This window comes from Streptomyces sp. NPDC055400 (assembly GCF_053644375.1).
Genome location: NZ_JBSHLM010000002.1, coordinates 137047 through 156960, shown reverse-complemented (window position 1 = coordinate 156960; position 19914 = coordinate 137047). Strand labels below are relative to the sequence as shown.

General features: G+C 70.5%; 21 protein-coding genes and 2 pseudogenes. 10 read left to right on the top strand and 13 right to left on the bottom strand.

Features of this window, described 5'->3' with window-relative positions:
* Positions 1–45: 45 nt before the first annotated feature.
* Complete coding sequence (locus tag ACWIGU_RS05070; protein ID WP_454397553.1) at positions 46–1092, bottom strand: LacI family DNA-binding transcriptional regulator; 1047 nt, start codon at positions 1090–1092, stop codon at positions 46–48.
* Positions 1093–1480: 388 nt separating this feature from the next.
* Here ACWIGU_RS05070 and ACWIGU_RS05065 point away from each other — a divergent pair, with 388 nt between their 5' ends.
* Complete coding sequence (locus ACWIGU_RS05065) at positions 1481–1744, top strand: hypothetical protein (RefSeq protein WP_454397551.1); 264 nt, start codon at positions 1481–1483, stop codon at positions 1742–1744.
* Positions 1745–1769: 25 nt separating this feature from the next.
* Here ACWIGU_RS05065 and ACWIGU_RS05060 read toward each other — a convergent pair whose 3' ends face one another.
* The 7 genes and pseudogenes from ACWIGU_RS05060 to ACWIGU_RS05030 form a co-directional block, all read right to left on the bottom strand.
* Entirely contained in the window at positions 1770–2369 is a 600-nt protein-coding gene (locus ACWIGU_RS05060; protein WP_454397549.1) for a Dabb family protein, read from the bottom strand.
* The gene (locus ACWIGU_RS05055; protein WP_454397547.1) at positions 2366–2698 is read right to left on the bottom strand and encodes an NIPSNAP family protein; all 333 of its coding nucleotides are present in this window, start codon (positions 2696–2698) and stop codon (positions 2366–2368) included. Before ACWIGU_RS05055 ends, ACWIGU_RS05060 begins: the two co-directional genes overlap by 4 nt.
* Positions 2695–3612, bottom strand: coding sequence for an LLM class F420-dependent oxidoreductase (locus ACWIGU_RS05050; RefSeq protein ID WP_454397545.1), 918 nt, complete (start codon positions 3610–3612; stop codon positions 2695–2697). Before ACWIGU_RS05050 ends, ACWIGU_RS05055 begins: the two co-directional genes overlap by 4 nt.
* Before the next feature lie 161 nt (positions 3613–3773).
* The gene (locus ACWIGU_RS05045; RefSeq protein WP_454397543.1) at positions 3774–3995 is read right to left on the bottom strand and encodes a hypothetical protein; all 222 of its coding nucleotides are present in this window, start codon (positions 3993–3995) and stop codon (positions 3774–3776) included.
* A gap of 73 nt (positions 3996–4068) precedes the next feature.
* The gene (locus ACWIGU_RS05040; RefSeq protein ID WP_454397541.1) at positions 4069–4920 is read right to left on the bottom strand and encodes an ABC transporter permease; all 852 of its coding nucleotides are present in this window, start codon (positions 4918–4920) and stop codon (positions 4069–4071) included.
* Positions 4880–5725, bottom strand: coding sequence for an ABC transporter ATP-binding protein (locus ACWIGU_RS05035; RefSeq protein ID WP_454397539.1), 846 nt, complete (start codon positions 5723–5725; stop codon positions 4880–4882). The genes ACWIGU_RS05040 and ACWIGU_RS05035 overlap by 41 nt, the downstream gene beginning before the upstream one ends.
* Positions 5726–5841: 116 nt before the next feature.
* A pseudogene (locus ACWIGU_RS05030) lies at positions 5842–6282 on the bottom strand (MarR family winged helix-turn-helix transcriptional regulator); the annotation flags it as partial.
* A gap of 87 nt (positions 6283–6369) precedes the next feature.
* Between ACWIGU_RS05030 and ACWIGU_RS05025 the strand changes: the two are divergent.
* Positions 6370–7569, top strand: coding sequence for a cysteine desulfurase-like protein (locus ACWIGU_RS05025; protein ID WP_454397537.1), 1200 nt, complete (start codon positions 6370–6372; stop codon positions 7567–7569).
* Positions 7570–7641: 72 nt separating this feature from the next.
* Here ACWIGU_RS05025 and ACWIGU_RS05020 read toward each other — a convergent pair whose 3' ends face one another.
* A complete protein-coding gene (locus ACWIGU_RS05020) occupies positions 7642–8256 on the bottom strand; it encodes a CGNR zinc finger domain-containing protein (protein WP_454397535.1) in 615 nt (204 codons plus the stop codon).
* 65 nt (positions 8257–8321) lie between these two features.
* On the opposite strand from ACWIGU_RS05020, the gene ACWIGU_RS05015 reads away from it, so the two are divergent.
* Positions 8322–9158, top strand: coding sequence for an alpha/beta fold hydrolase (locus ACWIGU_RS05015; protein ID WP_454397533.1), 837 nt, complete (start codon positions 8322–8324; stop codon positions 9156–9158).
* Positions 9159–9222: 64 nt separating this feature from the next.
* Here ACWIGU_RS05015 and ACWIGU_RS05010 read toward each other — a convergent pair whose 3' ends face one another.
* Together ACWIGU_RS05010 and ACWIGU_RS05005 are read right to left on the bottom strand one after the other, a co-directional pair.
* The gene (locus ACWIGU_RS05010) at positions 9223–9879 is read right to left on the bottom strand and encodes a TetR/AcrR family transcriptional regulator (protein ID WP_454397531.1); all 657 of its coding nucleotides are present in this window, start codon (positions 9877–9879) and stop codon (positions 9223–9225) included.
* Between the two features lie 55 nt (positions 9880–9934).
* Positions 9935–10873 carry an alpha/beta fold hydrolase gene (locus ACWIGU_RS05005; RefSeq protein ID WP_454397529.1) on the bottom strand — a complete coding sequence of 313 codons (939 nt, stop codon included), beginning with the start codon at positions 10871–10873 and terminating at the stop codon, positions 9935–9937.
* A gap of 149 nt (positions 10874–11022) precedes the next feature.
* On the opposite strand from ACWIGU_RS05005, the gene ACWIGU_RS05000 reads away from it, so the two are divergent.
* From ACWIGU_RS05000 to ACWIGU_RS04980, 5 genes are all read left to right on the top strand, one after another.
* On the top strand, positions 11023–11841 hold the full coding sequence (locus ACWIGU_RS05000; protein ID WP_454397528.1) for an enoyl-CoA hydratase-related protein: 819 nt from the start codon (positions 11023–11025) through the stop codon (positions 11839–11841).
* Between the two features lie 19 nt (positions 11842–11860).
* Positions 11861–13402 carry a long-chain-fatty-acid--CoA ligase gene (locus ACWIGU_RS04995; RefSeq protein ID WP_454397526.1) on the top strand — a complete coding sequence of 514 codons (1542 nt, stop codon included), beginning with the start codon at positions 11861–11863 and terminating at the stop codon, positions 13400–13402.
* A 193-nt stretch (positions 13403–13595) separates the two neighbouring features.
* Positions 13596–14408, top strand: a complete 813-nt coding sequence (locus ACWIGU_RS04990; RefSeq protein WP_454397524.1) for an SDR family oxidoreductase — start codon at positions 13596–13598, stop codon at positions 14406–14408.
* Between the two features lie 93 nt (positions 14409–14501).
* Positions 14502–15599, top strand: a complete 1098-nt coding sequence (locus tag ACWIGU_RS04985) for a phosphotransferase family protein (RefSeq protein ID WP_454397522.1) — start codon at positions 14502–14504, stop codon at positions 15597–15599.
* A gap of 51 nt (positions 15600–15650) precedes the next feature.
* Positions 15651–15968, top strand: a complete 318-nt coding sequence (locus ACWIGU_RS04980; protein ID WP_454397520.1) for a putative quinol monooxygenase — start codon at positions 15651–15653, stop codon at positions 15966–15968.
* Between the two features lie 96 nt (positions 15969–16064).
* Here ACWIGU_RS04980 and ACWIGU_RS04975 read toward each other — a convergent pair whose 3' ends face one another.
* Together ACWIGU_RS04975 and ACWIGU_RS04970 are read right to left on the bottom strand one after the other, a co-directional pair.
* On the bottom strand, positions 16065–16394 hold the full coding sequence (locus tag ACWIGU_RS04975) for a hypothetical protein (RefSeq protein WP_454397518.1): 330 nt from the start codon (positions 16392–16394) through the stop codon (positions 16065–16067).
* Positions 16370–16876, bottom strand: a complete 507-nt coding sequence (locus tag ACWIGU_RS04970; protein WP_454397516.1) for a thiolase family protein — start codon at positions 16874–16876, stop codon at positions 16370–16372. The genes ACWIGU_RS04975 and ACWIGU_RS04970 overlap by 25 nt, the downstream gene beginning before the upstream one ends.
* 84 nt (positions 16877–16960) lie before the next feature.
* On the opposite strand from ACWIGU_RS04970, the gene ACWIGU_RS04965 reads away from it, so the two are divergent.
* The gene (locus ACWIGU_RS04965; protein WP_454397514.1) at positions 16961–18115 is read left to right on the top strand and encodes a hypothetical protein; all 1155 of its coding nucleotides are present in this window, start codon (positions 16961–16963) and stop codon (positions 18113–18115) included.
* A gap of 135 nt (positions 18116–18250) precedes the next feature.
* Positions 18251–19793, top strand: a pseudogene (locus tag ACWIGU_RS04960) (carotenoid oxygenase family protein).
* Positions 19794–19914 lie beyond the last annotated feature (121 nt).

Sequence of the window (19914 nt, the reverse complement as noted above, 5' to 3'; positions counted from 1 at the left end):
GTCCGTGGTGCGCGGCTCGCGGACGCCGCATCGCCGGGACAACGCTCAGGGATGCCGTTTCGGCGGCGCGATGGTCACCGCGGGTGCCATCTGCGGCGCGATCAGGCGGTGAGGGGGGAGGCCAGGGGCTGGACGGGTCTGGGTGTCACTGCCGGGGGGCGCGGCGGCAATCGCCTTGACCGCGAGTTCGACGACTGCCAGGGACATCTCCGCGACGGGCAGTTCGATACGCGGCAGGAGCCGTCCGCCCAGGTCGTCGGGGAGGGTGCCGACGGGCACGACGGCGAGGTCCTCGGGGACCCGTAGGCCTGCCGCGGCCACTTCGGCAAGGACGTGGGGGAGGCGGTGCAGGTGCTGGACGACCAAGGCGGTCGGGGCGGGCCGCGCGCCCAGCACGTCACGCACTCGGCGCCGCAGCACGTCGGGGTCGCTGTTCGAGGGGTGGACCCGGATGTCCGCGCCCGTCTCCTTCGCGGCACGCCGGGCGCCGTCGAGTCCGTGGACGGCGTAGCCGCGGCGGGCCGCGATCTCGTGGTCGGCCGAGGCGAGGAGGACGATGTGCCGGTGGCCGGCCGCGGCGGTCTCGCGCAGGGCGAGGGCGACGGCGGCCTCCCAGTCGAGGTCGACCCATGGCAGCGCCGAGTCGTCGTCGCCGCGGCCCAGTAGCGCGGTGGGGAAGCCCAGTTCGCGCATGGCGCCGACGCGGGGGTCCTGCTCCTCCACCGCCATCAGGACTGCCGCGTCCGCCAGTCCGCTGCCGGCCACCCGGCGCAGCCCGCCGACCCCGTCCAGGTCGGTCATCAGCAGTAGGTCGTAGCCGTGGCTGCGGGCGGCGTCGCTGATGTCGATGGCGAACCGGCCGTCCACCGCCCGGTATTCGCCGGGCACGCGGGGGACGGCCAGGGCGAGAACGTCGCTACGGGCACTGCGCAGCGTGCGGGCGCTGGCCCGGGGGTGGTAGCCGAGCTCGGCGATGGCGGCCTGTACCGCGCGCCGGGTGTCCTCGGAAATCTTGCGGGAGCCGCTGAGGACATAGCTGACCGTGCTGGGCGCGACGCCCGCCCGTTCGGCGACGTCTTTGATCGTGGCCATTCCCGCTCCTTTGCGGTCCGGTCCTGGTGGTCCTGGCCGTTCTGGATCTGGCCGCTCCCGCGGCGCTGTCCGCCGTGGCGTCGAATCGATTCGACTGACGGCGTGCGTGACTTTAGGAGGCTCTGGGCCGCGAGGGCAATACCCCTGCGACAGATCGTTTGAATTTATATACGTGAATGAACGCGAGGCCTTGGAGTGCGAAACATGTCAATTGTTCGGTTTGGTGGGCAGGTTGATCGAGTACGTGAACACCTTTCACTGGTACGAAATCTTGAGGGCCCTGAACGGCGGGTGATAGGCCTATGCCCCGACGGCATTTCCCTTCCCTGACACCCGAGTTGTGGGTCGCCGCCGTGCCACTGGCGCGTCCCCGCGACGGGCATCCGTCATGCCTGGAGGCGACACCGTTGAGAACGCCCATGCCCAGACGCGCCTTCGCCCGACTCGCCGCGGCGCCCGCCGTAGGAGCGCTGGTCGGGCTGCAGCCCGGCATCGCGTCGGCCGCGCCTCGGTCCGCCGCGCAGACACCTCGCCGTACGACCCGGCCACACCGCCCGCGGAGCCGTACCAGCCGCACGGCAGTGCCGAGGGCATCACGACCTCCGCCTACACCGGCAACATGGCGAAGCTCATCGCCTACGTCGCCGACTGAGCCCTCCGCCGTCAAGGTCCTGGCCTCAGGGGGAGGCCAGGACCGGCTCACGGCTCCAGCGGAAGACGTGGACCAGGCGCGGCTCCACGATTCCAGCGGTCGGAATCTCGCCGTCGAACCACCGGTCCACACAGGTCCAGTGGAAGGGGTGGCCCAGATACTCGCCGGTCAACCCCTGGACGTCCGCGTACTCCTGCTCCCAGACATGGGTCCAGTGGGAGGCCGAGAGCGTCCGGTCCACTCTGCTCAGGGACCATGAGCGGATGGCGGAGATGTGGTCGGGCATCGCCATGAGGTCCGCTTCCAGCCGCTCGACGAGAGTGCTGGATGTGCCGGGGCGGACCGCGAGGAGCAGTGTGCGTTTCACGCGCGGGCCGCGCAGGGGAACGTACCGCGCGCGTACCTGCGCGAGAGCGACCGTGTCGACAGGCTCCGGCAGACCGGCCTCCGCGGCGATGGCGGCGGGAGTCCGGTCCGCCGTCACGTCCCATGTGGCGCCGGTGCCGCCGAAACCGCCCGGCAGATCGGCCGCCGCGGAGCCGCCCAGGACGCCGGGCCCTGCCATGGCCGTCCTGCTGTACGCCTCGGTGTTGCCGTCCGGGAGCAGTGCCACCCAGCGGGTCACGTCGCCACCTCCTCGTGAACACGTGCGACCGGTTCCAGCACCTGACGGTCGCGGTCGAGCGCGATCTCGTCCGTGTGCGCCCAGAACGCCGCGACCCGAGGATCGGCGCCGGCCGCGGCACGCGCGGCGAAGAACGCGCCGCTGTCCGGCAGCGACCACAGGATCCGGACCATCACGGTGTCCGGGCCGGTCCAGGCGCGCCAGACACGCTCCTCGGCCATGCCCCGGCGCACGGCACCGGGCAGATACTCGGCTCGCCAGCGTCGCAGCCACTCCTCGACGTCATCGCCGGCGAGGACGACGGCGTCGAGCACCTGGACCCCGCTCACGACAGCTTCTCCAGTACCTCGGTCCGGTACCGGTCGATCTGTTCACGCAACGCGCCGAGACCCAGTGGGCCCGAGAGGCCGTCGGCGCCCCGGATGTGCGGGGCGATGACGAGGCGCGTCGCGCCCGCGTCGACGAAGCCCTGTACCCATGAGGGATCCCCGGCGCGCTCACGGTCACAGGAGCCCGGCCACACCGTGATCTCCACGGCGTCCTTGGCCCTGCCCGCCCCATGCGCGGCCTCGCGCAGCAGATCGGCCTGGCGGGCGAACTCCTCGGGAGTGATCGTGTAGGGGAACCATCCGTCGCCGATACGGCCCGCGCGGCGGACGGCGGGATCGCTGTTCCCGCCCAGCACCACGGGCACGGCGCCGCTCGCAGGGCGCGGCAGCGAGTGCAGACCGTCGAAGGAGACGTGCCGCCCCAGGTACGAGGCGGGGCCACTGCCCCACAGTGCACGCATGGCGCCCACACACTCCTCGAGCCGCCGCCCCCGGTCCTTGTAGGGCACGCCGACGGCGGCGTACTCCTCCTTCTGCCAGCCGATGCCGAGTCCCAGCATCAGCCGCCCGTCGGAGTGCCGGTCGATCGTCGCGGCGCGCTTGGCCAGGACCACCGGGCTGTGCAGCGGGGCGACGATCATCGCCGTACCGAACCGCAGGGAGGTCGAAGCTCCGGCGAGGAAGGCGATGGTCTCCAGCGGGTCGGGCATGGGCACGGCGCCCGAACTGCCAGGTATCCGGCCGTCGTCGGAGTACGGATAGAGCGGTTCGTATCGTTCGGCGACGGCGACGTGCTCGACCGTCCACAGCGACTCGACGCCGCACTCCTCGAGCGTGCCCGCGAGGTCGCGGAGGAATCCACCCGAGGTGATCAGACCGTGGGTGAACGGCGCCATCATTCCAAGTCGGAGCATGCCAGGGTTCCCTCACTTCAGCGCGTCACCACTATGCCTGTTAGAAGTGTTCCTATCAGGAATAGCAGGAGCGCGGAAGAGAGTGAACACGGAGCGGGCGCCCGCGCCCGCTCTGGCGCTGTCGGGGCTCAGGGCAGTGCAGATCCGGTGTCGCCCGCCGGTCAACTGTCCTTGCGGGCCCCGCTGGCCTTGATCCACGCGTGGGGGGCGTAGGCCACCTCTACCCTCGTCTCGGCGCGGGGGTCTGCCTTCCATACGAGCAGCGCACCGGCGTCGATCGAGTACGAGAACTTGCCTTCCTTGCCATCGACGAAGTGCAGCACCTCGCCTTGGTTCTCCGAGGTCTGCCCCTCTTTGCCAAGCACTACGATATTTACGGACATAATTCGACGTTACGGCGGGAGCATCGATTTCGCCCGCCGGATGCGGGGCGGGTGGAGCGGCGCCGCGTGGGGGTTACCTGGCCAGTCGGGGCAGCAGCGAGGACGCGGCGACGATGCCGAGTGCGGCGGCCACCGCGAGTACCGCGTAGTCCAGAGGCAGATGCGCCGGTGTGCCCAGCAACAGGCCGCGCAGCGCGTCGACTTGGTAGCTGAGCGGATTGATCCGGCTGATCGCCTGCAGCCAGCCCGGCATGAGCGAGACCGGGTAGAGGGCGTTGGACGCGAAGAAGAGCGGCATGGTGATGGCCTGGCCGATGCCCATCAGCCGGTCCCGGGTGAGGACGATGCCGGCGATGGTCATCGACAGACAGGAGAAGAACGCCGAGCCCAGCACCACCGCGACGGCAACGCCGAGCAGGCGCAGTGGGTTCCAGGTCAGGGCGACGCCGAGGAGCGCTGCGATGACGATCACGACGACGGCCTGGATCAGTGCCTTGACTCCGGCGGCGAAGGCCTTGCCCGTGATGAGCGCCGCGCGCGGGGTGGGCGTGACCAGGAGCTTGGTCAGGATGCCGGCGTCCCGCTCCCAGATGATCATGATGCCGTAGAAAATGGCGATGAACATCGCGGACTGGGCGATGATGCCGGGCGCGAGATAGTCGATGTAGGGGATGCCGTGGGTCGGGATCGCCTTGATCCGGGTGAAGGTCTCGCCGAACACCAGCAGCCAGAGGGCGGGTTGGACGGCTCGGGTGTACAACTCCGAACGGTCGTGCCGGAGCTTCTGCAGTTCCACGGCGCACAGGGCGACCACCCGGGCGGGCGCAACGCGCCATCCGGTACGGGCCGTGGGCGGGGTGAGGAGCAGATCGAACTCGGCCGGTTCAGCCGAGCCTTGACGCGGTGCGGCGGGTGCTGCGGACATCGCGGAAGTCACCACCTTCGCCACCGTCGCTGTCGAGCCCGCGGCCGGCGACGTCACGGAAGACGTCCTCCAAGGTCGGCAAGGGCTCCTGGGATCCGGCGGTCCCGCGCCGCTCGTGCAGGTCGCGGCGGAGTCCGTCGGGGGTACCGAGAGCGTGCACGCGCCCTCGGTGCATCAGCGCGACCCGGCCGCAGTACTGGTCGGCCTCGTCCATGTAGTGGGTGGTGACCAGGACGGTCATGCCGGTGGCGGCGCGGACCGCGTTGATGCGGTCCCACACGCTGGTCCGGGCGATGGGGTCGAGCCCGATGGTGGGTTCGTCGAGGATCAGCAGGCGCGGGGCGCTCACCAGTGCCTGGGCGAGTTCCAGCCGGCGCACCATGCCGCCCGAGTAGGTCTTGGCGAGCCGGTCCGCGGCGTCCGTGAGGTCCACCGCGGCGAGTGCCTGGGCCACCCGGCGGGCCCGTTCGCGCCGGGAGACGTCGAAGACGCGGGCGAACAGCGTCACGTTCTCCCGCCCCGTCAGGCCGGAATCGGCGGACAGTTGCTGCGGCACGTACCCGAGGACCCGGCGGACCGCCATCCGCTCGGTCGCCGCGTCGTGCCCGAACACGGATACGCGGCCGCGCGGCACCGGCAGAAGCGTGGTGATGCAGCGGATCGCGGTCGTCTTGCCGGCGCCGTTGGGTCCGAGCAGTCCGAAGACCTCGCCCGGCCCGACCGTGAGATCGAGGCCGTCCACGGCCCGGGTCTCACCGAACGCGTACTCCAGTCCGCGGCAGCGGACCGCGGGGTCCTCGCTCATGCCTGTGCACCTCCCGGCTCTCCCTGCACTGCGTGGGGTGTTTCACCTTCTGTGCGGATCGATTCCGTGCGGATGGCTTCTGTGCGGACGGTGGGTGTGCGGACCGCGGGCGTGCGGTCCTCGTGCAGGTTGTCGGCGAGCTTGCGCAGGGCCGGCAGCGCGGTGGCGAGCGCGGCCCGGTCCGCCGGGTCGAGCGCCGCCAGTTGCTCCCGCATCAACGCGCCCCGCCTGACCTGCCAGTCGCGCAACCGGGCCGTGGCGGCCGGGGTCGCGTACAGCAGCGCCGACCTGCGGTCCGAAGGATCGGTCTCGCGGCGCAGAAAAGCGGCCTTGACCAGCTGGTTGACGAGTGTGGACACGGAGTTCCCGGCGAGACGCAGCTCCCGGGCGGCGGCCGACACCCCGATTCCCGGCCGGTCGACCACCAGGCGCAGCAGCTCTACCTGGGCGCCGCGCAACGGGGGCGCGGTCGGGCCGTGCCGGAGCCTGCGACGGGTGAGGCGTTGCACGGCGGCGAGCGCGTCGGCGAAGGCATCTGCCAGCTCGTCCGTGGCCATGAAATAAGTTTAGCTCTGTGTACGAGCTATTCCCAGACCCCTACGGTGGGCGCACGGAGCCTTTCCCTTCTCCAGAAAGCTGAGGCCATGGCCATCGACGTGAACGCTCTCCGGGCCCACTTCCCCTCCCTGGACCACGGGTTTGCCTTCTTCGACGGTCCGGGCGGGACGCAGACCCCGCGCCCGGTCGCCGACGCGATGGTCGCGACGCTGACGGGCCCTCTGTCCAACCGGGGGGTTGTGAGCCCTTCCGAGCTCAACGCCGAGCGCGCCGTCACGGACTTCCGCGCCGCCTACGCGGACCTGCTCCATGTGCCCGCCGACGGTGTCGTCCACGGGCGCAGCGCGACCCAGCTGACGTATGGCTTCTCCCGTCACCTGGCCAAGGGCTGGAGCGCGGGTGACGAGATCGTCCTCAGCCGCCTGGACCACGACTCCAACGTCCGCCCCTGGGTACAAGCGGCCGAGCGTGCCGGAGTGAGGGTCCGCTGGATCGAAATCGACAGCGAGAGCATGGAGCTCGACCTCGATTCGTTCGAGCGGGCGCTGTCGCCCCGGACGCGCCTGGTCGCGGTCACGGCGGCCTCGAACGTGCTGGGCACCAAGCCGCCCCTGCGCCGCATCGCCGACCGGGCGCACGAGGTCGGCGCCCTGGTCTACGTGGACGGGGTGCACTACGCCGCCCACCACCTGGTCGACGTGCCCGCGCTGGGCGCGGACCTCTTCGTCTGCTCCCCGTACAAATTCCTCGGACCGCACTGCGGCGTGCTCGCGGCGGCGCCCGGACTCCTCGACACCGTCCACCCCGACAAGCTCGCGCCTTCCCCCGACACCGTGCCGGAGCGCTTCGAGTTCGGCACCCTGCCGTACGAAACCCTGGCGGGAGCCACCGCGGCCGTGGACTTCCTCGCCGCGATCGACCCGGGCACGGGGGCCGCACGCAGGGAGCGGCTCGCCCATGCGCTGGGCTCCCTGCACGAGCACGAGCAGGTGCTGCGTACGAGGCTCGAAGAGGGGCTACGCGCCCTGGGCGACGCCGTCACCCTGCACTCGAAGGCGGCCGACCGCACCCCGACCCTCCTGATGACGATCGAAGGCCGCGACGCCCGCGAGGCCCAGGTCCATCTCGCCGCACGCGACGTCGTGGCCCCCGCCGGGTCGTTCTACGCCTACGAGACCTTCACCGCCCTGAAGCTGGAGAACCCCGCCCTTCGCGTGGGACTGGCGCCGTACAACTCCGCCGAAGACGTGGACAGGTTCCTCGACGGGCTCGCGTCCTTCCTCTGACCCGCTGTTCCTGTGTGTGACCGGCAGGGCCTCGATCGACCGGTCATCAGCCGGGTCTGAGGGCCTGCCCTGTCAGCCCTTGGGCCCCGCGGTCCGAGAGGGCTGCCCGTCCCCACCGGCCAGCCGACGGGCGCGGTAGTTCGCCACGTTGCGACGGTTGCCGCATACCTCGGGCGTGCAGTAGCGGCGTCGGCCCGCCTTGCTGGTGTCCACGAACATTCCGTTGCATCCGGCCGCGGCGCAATGGCGAAACCGCTCACGGCTCAAGGCCCGTACGACGCCCAGCAGTCCGGTCCCCATGAGTACGGCGAGTTCGTCGACGAGGGAAGCTTCCGGCGAGGTCGCGACGTACCACTGCCATGCGCCCTCGGGGTCCCGGAACAGCGACGGGCCGACGCCGGCCCGGGCGACCAGTGCTGTCGCGGCCTCGACGATGGCCTCCTCGGTCGTGGCCTCAAGGATGGTGCGCACCTCGCGCCGGAGGGTGCGCATGTCCTCGACGTCGGTCTCCGTCGCTCGGATGCCCTGCGCCAGGGCATCCGGATGCAGGTCGTGCCCGGAGACGAACTCCATCAGGGCGGACGCGTCGGTCAGGACTTCTCCCGCGCCGCGTACGGCCGGCGAGGTGTTGACCAGGTCCGTCGCCAGTCCCGCCCCGGTCGCGTAATGAGAAAAAAGAAGTTTCACACCTTACTCCGTGCTAGGGTAACCGGAGAAACTCAAGTTTACCCCTTAGCTTGGGAGTGATCGTCATGACTGTGCGTACGACGTCCCCGGCCTGGAAGTTGGATCAGCGGGTCCGTGTGTCAGGCGGCGAGGTCGCCACCGGCGTGTTCGGCCAAGGGCCCCCTGTGATGCTGGTCCACGGGTCACCGGCATGGTCCTACCTGTGGCGCGATGTCGTGCTGCTGCTGGCCCGCGAACATACCGTCCACGTATGGGATTTGCTGGGATACGGCGACTCCCGCACTGCGCCCGGCGTCGAGCCCTCGATCGCCCGCCAGGCCCGGACGCTGGCCGAACTCGCCGAGCACTGGGGCCTGGTCTCGCCCAGCCTGGTCGGGCACGACATCGGCGGAGCCGTCGTGGCGAGGGCGCACCTGATCGAGCAGGTGCCGGTCCGTCGCCTCGCCCTCGTCGATGCCGCCGTGCTCGGCCCCTGGAACACCCCCTTCACCGAACACCAGCAGCGCCACGCGGACGCCTACCGCACCATGCCCGCCGACGTCTTCGGCGAGCTCATCTTCGCCCGCTTCCGCACCGCCACCCACCGTCCGATGTCCCCGGAAACGGCGAACGCCTACCTCGCGCCCTGGGCCGGCTCCGATGGGCAGCAGCGCTGGATGGACCAGGTCACGGCCGTCAGCTTCGAGGACACCCTCGAAGTGATGGAACGCCTGGGCGAGATCACCGCCCCGACCCTGGTGCTCTGGGGCGACCAGGACCGGTGGATCGATCCCGCCACCGGCACGCGCCTCGCCGCGGCAATTCCCGGCGCCACCCAGGTCACCGTGCCCGGGGCGGGACACTTCGCCGCGGAGGACAACCCCTACGACACCGCCCGGGCGCTGATGCGTTTTCTGGCCTGACGGTCACCGTCGAAGAGCCGTTCGCCGGTGCCGGGCCGGTCCGCCGCGGCCCGGCCCTGAGCGGTCAGCGCTCCGGCTCGGAGGCCGTCAGCTGGAGGCCGTTCTCCCAGATCTTGTTGAGCGTCGTGACGAGCCGCTCGAAGGGGATGCGCTGGCCCAGCACGAACACCATGTAGGCCATGCGGCTCACCATCACGGACAGGGCGTGTGCCGTGACCAGCGGATCCAGGCTCGTGTCGGCTTCACCGCTCTCCTGCAGTGTCTGGATCAGCTTGGCGTTGCGGCGCGCGAACGCGTTGCCGCGCTCGATGCGCAGCGCCATGAACTTCTCGTCGACCTGGGCCACTTGCTCGAACAGTGCCATCAGGCGGGCGTTCTTCTTGTACGCGCGCAAGTACTCACGGTTCGACGCGTCGATGAGCTGCCGGGTGTCGGTGATCCCGGTGCGCTCGCGCAGGTGCGGGTGGAGCATCTCCTCCTGCACCTGCTCGACGAGCGCCTGGAAGATCTCTTCCTTGCTGTTGAAGTACGTGTAGAAGGACCCGGAGGCGACATGCGCCGCCTTGGAGATGTCCGTGATCCGGGCGTCCAGATACCCGTCGCGTTCGAAGACCTCCCGGGCGGCGGTGATCAGTGCGTTACGTGTCCGGACACCGCGCGGGCTGCGTGGCGTGATCGGTTGTTTCTGGCCGTCGTCTGCGGCCGGGGCCTGGGCAGCCACTGGGGTCCATCCACTCTTGATCGATCACGTACATCACCGGTAGCGGCGGATATTATCAGCCGAGGGTGGAGAGGAACTCCAGGAGCGCGGCGTTCACATCCTCCGCTCGCTCCTGTTGGATCCAGTGCCCGGCGCCGTCGAGGACGACGTGTCCACGGAGGTCGGTGAGCATCCGGTCGAGGTGCGCGGGCATGAACTTCCCCACCGGGTCCTTCGACCCTGTGATGAAGAGTGACGGCTGGTTGATGAGGCGGCCGTCCAGGTGCTCGGTCAGCGCCCAGTTGCGGTCGAGGTTGCGGTAGTAGTTGAGGCCACCGGTGAAACCGGTCTCCTCGAACGTCTTGACGTAGTAGGTGAGTTCCTCGTCGCCCATCCATCGCGGAGGCGGCAACTGCTCGTCGGCCTTGGCGGCCCACTGGGCGGAGTAGATCTCCCTCGTGACGAGGGTCCTGCGCACGTTCTGGCTCAGCGCCCGGTCGGCGACACCCGGCTCCTGGAACCACACGATGTAGAAGTCGTCGCCGTTGCGTGAGCGCAGGATGGGCAGCGGTGGGGCCGGGGCGCGCGGCGTCACCGGCACGCTCATCCCGGCCACCGCGCGTACCCGCTCGGGATGGAGCAACGCCATGTTCCACACCACGGAGGCACCCCAGTCGTGCCCGACGAAGACGGCGTCGTCCGCGCCGACGTCGTCGAGGAGCCCGGCCAGGTCGGCGCAGAGCGTCAGGATGTCGTAGGCGTCGACATCGTCGGGGCGTGTGCTGCCGCCGTACCCGCGCATGTCGGGAACCAGGACGCGGTACCCCGCCCCGGCGAGCGCGAAAACCTGATGCCGCCAGGAGAAGGCCAGCTCGGGAAAGCCGTGGCACAGGACCACGGGAGGCCTGTCCGGCCGCCCCTCGCCGTGTTCGAAGACGCGGAGGGTGATGCCGTTGGTCGTGACATCCCGCGCCGCGACGCGCTCCCAGTCGGTGATCGGCATATGTGTCGTCATGTGCCCGGAACTCCTGTCGTTCGCATGCCGGCCGGCGCAAGGAACCCACGCCGGTAAGGGGCGTGTTGTAGGTGTTGAACTTGACGTTGGGTTCAAATATACATGAGGCGGGCCCCACAGGCTCGGACCGCTGAAGAGGAGGGACGACGGTGACCGGAAGCATCCAAGCAGCCCAGTCGACGACGGTTCTGGCCGAACGACGAGGTTCCGTGCTCGTGCTGACGCTCAACCGACCGGACTGTCTCAACGCCTGGACCGACGAGCTGGAAGAACGCTACTTCGGCCTCCTTGATCAAGCCGAGGCGGATCCTGAGGTGCGGGCGATCGTCCTGACCGGAGCGGGCCGCGGCTTCTGCGCGGGAGCCGACATGGACGACCTCCAACAGGCCGGTGCGACAGTGCAGTTGCTGGAGGGCGCGATGCCGAGGAGGGAGCGCCCGCGGTGGTTCCCGCTGACGCTGCGCAAGCCCCTCGTCGCGGCCGTCAACGGGGCCGCCGCCGGGCTCGGCCTCGTCGAAGCCCTTTACTGCGACATCCGCTTCAGTACACCCGACGCCAAGTTCACGACGGCGTTCGCGCGCCGCGGCCTGATCGCCGAGTACGGCATCGCCTGGCTGCTGCCGCGCCTCATCGGCCAGAGCCGGGCCATGGACCTGCTGCTGTCCGGGCGGGTGGTGCGCGGTAGGGAGGCGTACGAGATGGGGCTGGTCAACAGGGTCGTCGACGCGGACCAGCTCCTCGACGTCGCAGTCGAGTACGCCACCGAACTGGCCACCTGGTCCTCGCCCGCGTCGATGGCCGTCATGAAGCGCCAGGTGCTCCAGGCTCTCGACACCGACTTCGTCACGGCCGCCGACGCGGCGGACACGCTCATGCCGGAAGCCTTCCGCCGACCCGACGCCGCCGAGGGCGTCGCCAGCTATCTGGAGGGCCGCGCGCCCGCGTTCCGCCCCCTCGACCCCAAGTGAGCACGGAAGGTCGCCCCGCATGACCAACGCCGCCGCACCAGTCTGGATTCACGCCTCGTCGACACCCGACCGCATCGCCCTTCGCGGGGAGGGTGGCGAGGAGTGGACCTACGGCCGCCTCCGTGAGCGCGCCGCCGCCGTCGCGGGCCGCCTGGCGGAGCACGGCGTACGGCCCGGCGACCGAGTCCTGCTCGTCGCGCCTTCCGTGCCCGAGTTCGCCTTCGCCTACTACGGGATCCTCGCCGCCGGCGCGATCGCCGTCACCGCCAACACCATGGCCCCGCACAGGGAGTTGGCGTTCATAGCGGGCGATGCGGAGGTGTCGCTCGTCCTGGGCTGGCATGCGATCACTCCGGCACCCGAGCAGGCCGCGGACGAACTGTCCATCCCCTACTGGGAGTTGCAGCCCGGTCTCACCGAAACGGGTCCGACGGGGTCCTCCTCGATCCTTGACGTGCACCCGAGCGGGGACGACGACACAGCCGCTCTCCTCTACACCTCCGGCACCACCGGACGGCCCAAGGGCGCCCAGCTCACCCACGGCAATCTCAACGCCTGCGCGGCGGTCTTCTGCGACGTGCACGCCATCACCGCCGAGGACCGCGCCGTGACCGGCCTGCCCCTGTTCCACGTCTTCGGGCAGGCGTGCGTGATGGGGACCACGATGCGCGCCGGCGGCAGCCTCACCCTCCTCGAACGCTTCCACCCGTCGACCGTGCTGGCCATGATCCGCCGCGACCACCCCACCTTCATCGCGGGCGTACCCACCATGTGGAACGCGATCCTGCGCGCCGCCGACGAAACCGGTGCCGACTTCGCCGGTCTGCGCCTCGCGTCCTCCGGCGGCGCCTCACTGCCGGTGGAGGTGATGCGCGCCTTCGAGAAGCGGTTCGGCTGCAACCTCGTCGAGGGGTACGGCCTGACGGAGACCACCGGTGCAGCGACCTGTCATCTCGCGGGCCGGCCGGCGAAGCCGGGACACGTGGGACAGGCCCTGCCGGGCTGCGCCCTCTCCGTACGGGACGACGACGGTCACGAACTGCCGCCCGGCCAGGTCGGCGAGGTCCACATCAAGGGCCCCGTGGTGATGAAGGGCTACTGGAACCGACCCGATGCCACCGCCGAGGCCCTGCGCGACGGGTGGCTGCGCACCGGCGATCTCGGCGCCACGGACGACGACGGAGACCTGCGCATCGTCGACCGCAAGAAGGACCTTGTCATCCGCGGTGGCTACAACGTCTACCCGCGCGAGGTCGAGGAGGTCCTGTACGAACACCCCGACATCGTCGAAGCGGCCGTCATAGGAGTCCCCGACGAGTTCTACGGCGAAGAGGTCGCGGCCGTCATCGCGGTACGGCCCGGCGCCCGCCTCGGTGTGGCCGAACTGCGCGCCTGGGCCAGGGAACGTCTCTCCGCCTACAAGGTGCCCCATCTCCTCGCCGTCGTGGACGAGTTGCCGAAAGGAGCGACCGGGAAGATCCTCAAGCGCGCGATCGATCCCGCCCTGCTGAAGGCGGACACCAGCACGGCCGACGCGCCGGGGACGATACTGCGGGACTGAGCAACTGCGCTTCCTGGAACTCCTCGAACCAGGACGGGACACACGCATGACGACGACACACCCACCTGCCTACGCCCGCCGGACCTGGCAGACGCTCGAGCCCTATCACGGCGCGGCATTGAAGGTGACACCGGATTCAATTACGGTGCAGGGGCCGCAGGAGAGACGGTCGAGCAACTGAACGGGAGAGTTCGTGCAGATCAACGGGAAAATCGCGATCGTCACGGGAGCAGCGGGCGGCATCGGCGCCGCCATCGCGCAGCGCCTCCTCGAACACGACGCTCAAGGCGTCCTGCTGACGGACCTCGACGCCGGCCGCCTCGACGCGACGGTCAAGCAGCTGGCCGGTTCGCACGGCGAGCGGGTCCAGGGAGTGGCGGGCAATGCCGCGTCGACGGCCGACCTGGAGCGGATCGTCGACGCGGCCGAGGAGCGGTTCGGACCGGTCGACCTGTACTTCGCCAACGCCGGTGTCGGCGGTGGCGCGGGGCTCGACGCGAGCGAGGAGGAGTGGAGCCGCGCGCTCGACGTCAACGTGATGGCCCACGTGCGTGCTGCCAAGCTGCTGGTGCCACGCTGGACGGAGCGCGGCGCCGGCTACTTCTTCAGTACGGCGTCGGCTGCCGGGCTGCTCACACAGATCGGCTCCGCGACGTACTCCGTCAGCAAGCACGGCGCGGTGGCCTTCGCCGAATGGCTCTCGGTGACGTACGGGGACAGCGGGGTGCGGGTGAGCTGCCTGTGCCCGCAGGGTGTCGAGACCGAACTCCTCATGGCCGGCACCCGGTCGGACGATCCGGTCGAACGCGCCGCCGCCCGCGCCGTGTTGGACTCGGGGGAGCTGCTGCGTCCGCTCGACGTCGCCGACCGTGTGATGGAGGCGGTCGGGGACGAACGGTTCCTCGTCCTTCCGCACCCGCAGGTACTCGACTTCTACCGCCACAAGGGCAGCGACTACGACCGGTGGCTGCGCGGCATGCGGCGCTATCAGACGTCTGTGAAGTGACCTGAAGCAGCACATCGCTGCCGCGCACTGCCAGCCCAGGCCTGATGCCGGCGGACCTCGCGCCGGGCAGCTCTCGGTGAAACCGTAAGAGACATGACCGTTGGAGGATGCGTGGCCGAGCTGTCCGACCGGGGGGACGAGCGCGAGGCGGAAGTCGTCGCCGCCGGGGCGCCGACAGGCACCGGCCTCGGCGCGCTCGCCCGATGGCTGGGGGAGCGGGGCGAGCAGGTCACCGGGCCGCTCACCGCCCGGCGCATCGGCCTCGGCCAGAGCAACCTCACCTACCGCGTCGACGACGCCGACGGCCACTGCTGGGTGGTGCGCCGTCCCCCGCACGGCCCCCTGCTGCCCACCGCCCACGACATCGGGCGCGAACACCGCGTCATGGCGGCCCTCGCCGGCACCCAGGTCCCCGTACCCGCCGTGGTCGGCCTGTGCGACGACGACGGCGTGCACCACCTGGTGATGGAGCACGTCGACGGGATCGTGCTCGACGGCCTGGACGTGGCCAAGGCTCTGCCCACCCGGGTACGGGCAGGCGTAGGGCCGTCACTGACACGCACCCTCGCGGCCATCCACGCAGTGAACCTGGAGACGACGGGCCTGCACGACCTCGCCAGCCACCGGCCGTACGCCGAACGGCAGTTGAAACGGTGGTCCCGGCAGTGGGAACAGAGCCGCACCCGCGACCAGCCCGCCCTCCACCGCCTCACCGAGTTGCTGCGCCGCCGCGTACCCGAGCGACAGAGTCTCGCCCTGGTCCACGGCGACCTGCACGTCCGCAACGTGATCTGCTCGCCGGACACCGGCGCCGTGCACGCGGCGCTCGACTGGGAGCTGTCGACGCTCGGCGACCCGATGGCCGACCTGGGCACCCTGCTCGCCTACTGGCCCGAGCCCGGCGAAGTCCCGCCCGACCGCCCCGCCCTCGGTGTCACGGCGCTGGACGGCTTCGCCCGGCGCGACGAACTCGTCGACAGCTACGCCCGGTCGAGCGGCCGTGACATCGGGCCGGAGCTCGCCTTCTGGCACGTACTCGCCGTGTGGAAGGTGGCGGTCATCGGCGAGGGAGTCCTGCGACGCGCTCTCGACGAGCCACGCAACGCCGCGGAGGGCGGCCCGCCCAGCACCGCATACATCGACCAGATGGTCGACCAGGCCTGGGCACTGGCCACCCACTACGGCCTCTGACACCGCGCCCTGCCTCGCCGGCCCATCGCCCCACTGAAGGAGAAGCACCCCATGTCGTACGTCGTCATCGCCACCATGATCGCCAAGCCCGGCCAGGAGGAACTCGTAGAGAAGACGCTGCGGGAAGCCGCGGCCGATGTGCACGCGGAGCCGGGGTGCGCCCGCTGGGCCCTGCACCGCAAGACCGGCACCACCGGCCACTTCGTCATGGTCGAGAAATGGGAGTCCAAGGAAGCGCTCCACACCCACGGCAAGGGCGCCGCGCTCGCCGGGATCGGACGCGCGCTGAAGGACGCGCTGGAGGGACCGGCGGATGTCGCCGTCTTCGACGGCCTTCCGGCGGGAGACGCCGAGAAGGGCGCGCTGTAGACACGCGCGACCACGTCGGCCGCGCAGTAGTCCGTACGCGCTGATGGCTCCGGTGCCCGTGGCGGGCGGCACGGGCACCGAGCCGTTCAGAACCTCTCAGAATCCCTCGGACCCCTCGGACCCGTCACAGCACCTCGAAGAGCCCGGCGGCCCCATCCCGCCGCCGATGCACATGGTGATCACCACATGGCGGACACCGCGCCTCCGTCCTTCCACGAGCGCATGGCCGACGAGGCGAGCCCCGGTCATGGCGTACGGATGGCCGACCGCGATCGCGCCACTGTCGACATTGCACCGGTCGGGATCGATGCCGAGCGCGTCCCGGCAGTGCACCGCCTGGGAAGCGAACGCCTCGTTGAGCTCCCACAGGCCGATGTCGTCGGCCGAGAGCCCGTGTTCCTTCAGGAGCTCGGGGATCGCGAACACCGACCGATGCCCATCTCGTCGGGCCCGCACCCGGCCACGGCCATGCCACGGTACGCCCCGAGCGGCTCGAGCCCGCGCCGCTCGGCCTCCGCGGCCTCCATCAGGGCCGACGCCGACGCCCCGTCCGAGAGCTGGGACGAATTGCCGGCCGTCACCGTCGAGACGGCTCCCGCGGTGCCGTCCGGCAGTACCGCCTTCAACGTGCCGAGACCGTCAAGGGTCGTACCGGGCCGATTGCCCTCGTCGGCGGTGAGCGTGAACTGCTCCCGGCGCACCTCGCCGGTCGCCTTGTCCTGTACGAGCTTGGTCGTGTCCAGTGGCACGATCTCCGCGTCGAACCGGCCCGCCTCCTGCGCGGCGGCCGACCGCGTCTGGGACAGCAGCGCGAACGCGTCCTGACGCGCCGGTCGGCATGTGGAGGGGTCGGCGGCCGCGGCGCAGGTCGTCCGCCGTAACGCGTGATGGGGACGGGAAGTTCCCACGTCGCGCCCCTGCGAGATCGCCACCCCTTATTCTTCCGCCCATCGCAGCACACACGGCTGCAGAGCCAAGGCGGGGGACGACACATGACATACCGGCGCGCGGTGACACCGGCACTGGTCGGAGGGTTGCTGATCACGCTGTTGCTGTGGTGGGCGGGGGCGAGCACGCAGGCACTGCAACTGCGCGGCACCACGAGCGTGTTCGACCCACAGTCCGTGAGCGAACTCGTGCGATGGCTCGCACCGTGGTCGTACGACGTCCCGGCGGAGCTGATGTCAGGCGGGCCTGTGGGCGGAAGCACAGCGATGGGCGGAAGCACCCAGTACGCCGATCTGTACAGCACCGCGATGCAGATCAGATTCGTGGCGGTCTTCGTGTTCTTCCTGGCCGGCGCCATGCTTCTGGTCCGCAGGCTCCCGCCGACGCAGGGCCGCACGCCGGCCACCCTGCTCGCGCTGTGGGCCTGGGCCCCGGTGGCCGGAACGCTGGCCGTGACCGTCTCGGCGCCGTGGCTGATCGCGTCGAGGGGGCACGGCAGTTACCGGGTCCTGCCGGCACTGGCGAGTGCGGTCGCGTCGAGCGGCCCGGTCGCGGTGTTCGCAGGACTGCTGACCGCCGTGGTCACGGTGATCGTGGCGCGTGTCACCGCCAAGGGTGAGGAGCCGCTGCCCCGGCGCAGCGTGCCGCCGCGCGCTGCCCGCCTGGCCGCGAGCGTGGGGACAGTGGTGGTCGCGTTGTCGCTGGTGGTCCTCTCGTACCAATCGGTGGCGGCCTGGATCCAGACCTCGTTCGGCGGCGCGGGAATGCTGTCCGAGCCCGGCGACCTGCTGCGCCAGTGGCTGCTGCTCGGCGGCTGGACGGGCCCTGGAGGCACTGGGCTCGGGGACTGGCTGCTGTACCGCGCCGTCGACGTGCTCATGCTGGCCGTGGTGTGGTGGGCGCTGCGACTGCTGCCCGGCCTGCTCACGCGCGCCACGGTGCCGGCGATGGCGGTGGGCGCGGTCTGCGCAACCGTACTGGGGCTGCTGGCGAGCCAAGTGCTGCACATGGCGATCGACGACACGGCCGGCGTGTACGGGCCTGTGCACCGGTTCTCGGCGCTCGGCATCGGCGTCCCGGCCGCACTCACCTTTGGCATCGCGGCGGGCCTGGCGGCCGTCGCGGCACTGCGGCTGGCCGGGGGTTCTGACGCGGCTGACGTTCCCGCCGGCCGAGACACGGCTGACGTTCCCGGTTAGCGACCCGGATGGGGTGTTGCCGGCACCACCCCCACCCGGGCCTCAGACCGACTGACTCGCCGTCGGCCGCGCGGCAGGCTTTTCCCAGCACCGGCGAGGACCCGCCGGGGCACCGGCCAAGGACGGGGAAGAGCGATGAGCGGTCACACACGCCGAAGGATCCTCCAGGGAGCGGCCATCGCGGCAGCCGGAAGCGTCGTCGGGGGTTACGGTCCCGGTCACCAAGCCACCGAGGCGCAGGCCGCGACTCGTGCCGCGGGGGCCGGGGGAGGTGGGTCAACTCCGTTCCTGGAGGGCGCGTTCGCGCCGGTCACCGAGGAACTCACCGCGTTCGGCCTCGAGGTGACGGGCCGGGTTCCGCGTGACCTGGACGGTCGCTATCTGCGAACAGGCCCTAACGCATTGGGCGTTGAGGACCCCCGGGCGCACCACTGGATGCTCGGCGACGGCATGGTGCACGGGGTGCGGCTGCGCGGTGGGCGCGCCGAGTGGTACCGCAACCGCTGGGTGCGTTCGTCGCAGGTGGCACGGAAACTGGGCGAGCCGTACCCGGGCGAGGTGCCGCCGGACGACTTCGCCTGCAACACCCACGTCATCCCGTACAAGGGGCGCATCCTGGCCCTCCAGGAGAGCGGCCCGCTGCCGTACGAACTGGACGGCGAACTCAACACGGTGCGGCCCTACGACTTCCGCTCCACGCTGGAGGGCGCGTTCACCGCGCACACCAAGTACGACGCGGCGGCGGACGAACTGCACGCGGTGACGTACTACCCGGCCTGGGACCACGTGCGGCACCTCGTGATCGACGGGACCGGCCGGGTGGCACGGACCACCAGGATCCCGGTCGCGGACGCGCCGATGATGCACGACTTCGCCCTGACCGGGAAGTACGTGGTGATCGTCGACGTGCCGATCACCTTCGACATGGCAGCCGCCGAGGCGGGCGCACTCGTGCCCTATGGCAGCCGCCGAGGCGGGCGCACTCGTGCCCTACGTGTGGAACCCGAAGCACCCGATGCGGGTGGGCGTGATGCCGCGGACCGGCGGCGCCACCCGCTGGTTCGCGATCGATCCGGTGTACTACTCGCACACGCTCAACGCGTACGACCAGGGCGACACCATCGTCGTGGAACTCACCACGATGCCCGCGCCGTTCTACGCCGCGGGCCGGGGCAACGGCGGGCCCTCAGCGACCGGCACACCCGCGCTCGACCGCTGGACGATCGACCTGCGGGCCGGACGCGTGACCAGCACCCGGCTCGACGACCTGCCGCAGGAGTTCCCGCGCGTCAACGAGTCCCTGGTGTCGCGGCGGCACCGCTTCGCGTACACGGCGAGCGCCGCGGAGATGTGGCGCGCCTACGAAACGGTCGACGGGGTGCCCCCGGACGACAAGTTCACCAACTGCCTGGTCAAGCACGACATGCTGCGAGACAGCCGGCAGGTACACCGCTTCCCGCACGGCGCGGCGGCCGGAGAGCCGGTGTTCGTACCCCGCCGCGGAGCACGGGACGAGGACGACGGCTACCTCCTGTCCTACGTGCACAATCCCGACCGCGGAGCGAGTGACCTGGTCATCCTCTCCGCCCAGGACTTCACCGCCCGCCCTCTGGCCCGCATCCACCTGCCGGGACGGATACCGCTCGGCTTCCACGGGAGCTGGGTCCCGGACGCGTGAGGCCGCGAGCTTCGACCTTGTACGTCGTGGTGGCCGGCCCTGTCGGTCCGGCCGGCGGGTGGACGGGGCGTGGCCGCTCCACGCTGTGGGCCCCGGAGGTGCCCTGCTCGCACAGGCCGAC

What these genes read in the sequence shown, in the direction of transcription:
- ACWIGU_RS04995 (WP_454397526.1), top strand. Translation starts at nt 11,861, where the DNA reads ATGACCAACGCCGCCGCACCAGTCTGGATTCACGCCTCGTCGACACCC.
- ACWIGU_RS04965 (WP_454397514.1), top strand. Translation starts at nt 16,961, where the DNA reads ATGACATACCGGCGCGCGGTGACACCGGCACTGGTCGGAGGGTTGCTG.
- ACWIGU_RS05040 (WP_454397541.1), bottom strand. Translation starts at nt 4,920, where the DNA reads ATGTCCGCAGCACCCGCCGCACCGCGTCAAGGCTCGGCTGAACCGGCC.
- ACWIGU_RS05035 (WP_454397539.1), bottom strand. Translation starts at nt 5,725, where the DNA reads ATGAGCGAGGACCCCGCGGTCCGCTGCCGCGGACTGGAGTACGCGTTC.
- ACWIGU_RS05015 (WP_454397533.1), top strand. Translation starts at nt 8,322, where the DNA reads ATGACTGTGCGTACGACGTCCCCGGCCTGGAAGTTGGATCAGCGGGTC.
- ACWIGU_RS05005 (WP_454397529.1), bottom strand. Translation starts at nt 10,873, where the DNA reads ATGACGACACATATGCCGATCACCGACTGGGAGCGCGTCGCGGCGCGG.
- ACWIGU_RS05045 (WP_454397543.1), bottom strand. Translation starts at nt 3,995, where the DNA reads ATGTCCGTAAATATCGTAGTGCTTGGCAAAGAGGGGCAGACCTCGGAG.
- ACWIGU_RS05025 (WP_454397537.1), top strand. Translation starts at nt 6,370, where the DNA reads ATGGCCATCGACGTGAACGCTCTCCGGGCCCACTTCCCCTCCCTGGAC.
- ACWIGU_RS04980 (WP_454397520.1), top strand. Translation starts at nt 15,651, where the DNA reads ATGTCGTACGTCGTCATCGCCACCATGATCGCCAAGCCCGGCCAGGAG.
- ACWIGU_RS05065 (WP_454397551.1), top strand. Translation starts at nt 1,481, where the DNA reads ATGCCTGGAGGCGACACCGTTGAGAACGCCCATGCCCAGACGCGCCTT.
- ACWIGU_RS05050 (WP_454397545.1), bottom strand. Translation starts at nt 3,612, where the DNA reads ATGCTCCGACTTGGAATGATGGCGCCGTTCACCCACGGTCTGATCACC.
- ACWIGU_RS05070 (WP_454397553.1), bottom strand. Translation starts at nt 1,092, where the DNA reads ATGGCCACGATCAAAGACGTCGCCGAACGGGCGGGCGTCGCGCCCAGC.
- ACWIGU_RS04985 (WP_454397522.1), top strand. Translation starts at nt 14,502, where the DNA reads ATGACCGTTGGAGGATGCGTGGCCGAGCTGTCCGACCGGGGGGACGAG.